The organism is Mycolicibacter senuensis, from assembly GCF_003284925.1.
In the GTDB taxonomy this organism is placed as follows: domain Bacteria; phylum Actinomycetota; class Actinomycetes; order Mycobacteriales; family Mycobacteriaceae; genus Mycobacterium; species Mycobacterium algericum_A.
In genome coordinates this window covers 1-2863 of record NZ_QMEX01000246.1, presented here as the reverse complement: position 1 = coordinate 2863, position 2863 = coordinate 1, and the positions used below count along the sequence as shown (strand labels likewise).

The 2863-nt window shown below is 69.6% G+C and carries 3 protein-coding genes and 1 pseudogene; all 4 read left to right on the top strand.

The genetic code is table 11. The features are described 5' to 3' along the window. Positions 1-169: pseudogene (locus DQP56_RS23605) on the top strand (8-amino-7-oxononanoate synthase); the annotation flags it as partial. After that, a complete protein-coding gene (bioD, locus tag DQP56_RS23600) occupies positions 166-846 on the top strand; it encodes a dethiobiotin synthase (RefSeq protein ID WP_112689482.1) in 681 nt (226 codons plus the stop codon). The pseudogene DQP56_RS23605 and the gene bioD, both read left to right, overlap by 4 nt. Positions 847-849: 3 nt before the next feature. Continuing rightward, positions 850-1353: a 2'-5' RNA ligase family protein gene (locus DQP56_RS23595; protein WP_112689480.1), complete on the top strand. Its 504-nt coding sequence runs from the start codon at positions 850-852 to the stop codon at positions 1351-1353. Between the two features lie 415 nt (positions 1354-1768). Further along, on the top strand, positions 1769-2863 hold a 1095-nt coding region (locus DQP56_RS23585; RefSeq protein ID WP_112689478.1), incomplete at its 3' end, for a 13E12 repeat family protein.

The window sequence follows — 2863 nt, the reverse complement described above, 5'->3', positions numbered from 1 at the left end:
CTGTCTGGATGCCGGGGTGCGGGTGGGCTGTTTCCGGCCGCCGACGGTGCCGGCCGGCACCTCGCGGCTGCGGTTGACCGCGCGGGCGTCGCTGACCGAGGGAGATCTCGCGCTGGCCGGCCGGGTGCTGACCCAGGTGCTGCGCGACCACCGCCCCGCGGCGCAATGACCGTCCTGGTCATCACCGGCACCGGCACCGGGGTCGGGAAGACCATCGCCACCGCGGCATTGGCCTGCTGTGCCCGCCAGGCCGGGCTGGACGTGGCGGTGTGCAAGCCGGTACAGACCGGCACCGCCGACGGCGACGATGACCTGGCCGAAGTCGGCCGGTTGTGCGGGGCCACCGAGCTGTTCGGGACCGCCCGGTACCCGGCCCCGCTGGCCCCGCAGGTCGCCGCCGAGCTGGCCGGGATGGCCCTGCCCACCCGCGCCGAGTTGCTCGGGGCGATCCGCGCCGCCGACCGGCCCGACCGGTTGACCCTGGTCGAGGGCGCCGGGGGACTGCTGGTCGAGCTGGCCGCCGACGGAGTCACGCTGCGGGATCTTGCCGCCGACCTCGGTGCCGCCGTGCTGGTGGTGGTCAACGCCGAACTGGGGACCCTCAACCACACCGCTCTTACGCTGGAATCCCTTGCCGGACAAGGCCTGTCATGCGCCGGGTTGGTCATCGGCAGCTGGCCCGGGCAGCCCGACGCCGTCGCCACCTCCAATCGTGCGGCGCTGGCCAGGCTGGCGCCGGTGCGCGCCGCGCTGCCGGAGGGATCGGCGGCCCTGGACGTTGCGGAGTTCGCCGAGATGAGCTGCACCGCGTTCGATGTCGGCTGGGTGCGCGCGCTGGCGGGCTGAGCGATGGTGCACTCGATCGAGTTGGTCTTCGACGCCGCCACCGAGACCACGGTCCGCGATATCTGGGCGCAGCTGGCCGCGGCCGGAGTGCCCAGCCAGGCGCCGGCCGCCCGACCGCACGTCACCCTGGCGGTCGCCCAGCGCATCGATGCCCGGGTGGACGGGGAACTGGCCGCAGTCGCCGACCGGCTGCCGATCGACTGCATTTTGGGCGCGACGGTGATCTTCGGGCGCTCCCACGGTGTGCTTGCCCGGCTGGTGGTACCGACCGTCGAGCTACTGGACCTGCATGCGCAGGTGTACCGGGTGTGCGCCCCGCACCTGCTTCCGGGACCGATGTCCAACGTCGTGCCCGGCCGGTGGACCGCCCACGTCACGCTGGCCCGGCGCGTCGGCCCGGCGCAGTTGGGCCGCGCCCGGCGCATCGCCGGGCGCGGTGAGATCACCGGCCGATTCATCGGATTGCGACGCTGGGATGGCAACACCCGCACCGAATATCGGGTCTGACCGCCCAGCCGTTGTGAATACCGCGACCCTGCCAAATAGTTTGAGTCAGTATGTCATCCCTCAGGACATCGGTGACAGTTCTGTATCAGGACATCGGTGACGTTCATCGGTCTTGGCGGGGGCCGCGGGGCCTTCCGTTGCCGACGTATCGGATTCCCGGTTCGGGTCGGGTGTGCTCGATGAGGACTTCGCCGTCGAGGTCGGCCACGGTGATCGTGTCGCCGTCGATGACGACCAGGACCTGTTCGAAGCCGCGTCGGCCGTCGACCTGATAGGTGATCCCGGCCAGTCTGAGCCCGCCGGCGTTGGAGGAGAAAGGGCGGGTCGGGTTTGGGGTGAGGGGCCTCGGCTTTCGGGGTGGCTTCCCATGCAGTGCGCGGTGTGACTGTCGGCCCGTTCAGGTAATATCGAACACATGTTCGAATCGATGCCGCCGATGGGGCCCGATCCGGAGTCGGTGGCGGGGTTTAGTGCGTGGTTTGCTCAGCGTCATCCGCGGACGACGCCGGAGTCGGCGGCGTTTGTGGATCGCATCGCGGCCTCGGCGCGGGCGGAGAACCGGGCGGCGGCGGCACACTTGGTGGCGATCGGGGAGTTGTTTGCGCTGCGGCTGAGGTCGTGCGGTGAGACCGAGGAGTGGGCGGTCGACACCACCGCGGCGGTGTGCGCGGAGGTGGCCGCGGCGTTGCGGATCAGCCAGGCGTTGGCCGGTAGCCGGTTGCGGTATGCCCGGGCGATGCGTGAGCAGCTGCCGAAGGTGGCCGAGGTGTTCATCGCCGGCGATATCGATCTCCGGCTGTTTCAGACGATCGTGTATCGCACCGAGTTGATCACCGATGGTGAGGTGTTGGCCGCAGTCGATGCCGAGTTGGCGCTCAAGGTGCCGCGATGGCCGTCGCTGACAGTGGGCCGGCTGGCGGGCAAGATCGACAAAATCGTGGCCAAAGTCGATCGTGATGCGGTGCGTCGCCGCAAGGAACGCGCTGCGCAGCGCGAGATCGGCTTCAGCGATCAAGAAGGTGGCATCTCGGAGATCTACGGCAGCCTGTTCACTGCGGATGCCCGCGCGGTGACCAAAGCCCTGGATGCGTTGGCGGCCACGGTATGTGAGCACGATCCGCGTAGTCGTGCTGAGCGCCGCGCCGATGCGATGGGGGCGCTGGCTGCGCGGGCGGATCGGCTGGGGTGTCGCTGCGGGCGCCCGGATTGTGCTGCGGGTTCGCGCCAGGATGCTTCGCCGGTGGTCATTCACGTCATCGCTGAGCAGGCCACCGTCGACGGAACCGGTGATGTGCCGGGCTCCATGGTCGACGCTGATGGGCTGGTCCCGCCGGAGTTGATCGCTGAGCTCGCCCGATCCGCCCGGTTGGTGTCGTTGGTGCACCCCACTGACGCGCCGCCCGAGCCCGGGTATGTGCCCTCAAAAGCGTTGGCTGACTTTGTGCGGTGTCGGGATCTGACCTGCCGGTGGCCAGGCTGTGATCGACCGGCAGCTGACTGCGACATCGAC

Excerpts from the sequence above, each read along its gene's own strand:
- DQP56_RS23595 (WP_112689480.1), top strand. The coding sequence starts at position 850 with ATGGTGCACTCGATCGAGTTGGTCTTCGACGCCGCCACCGAGACCACG.
- bioD (WP_112689482.1), top strand. The coding sequence starts at position 166 with ATGACCGTCCTGGTCATCACCGGCACCGGCACCGGGGTCGGGAAGACC.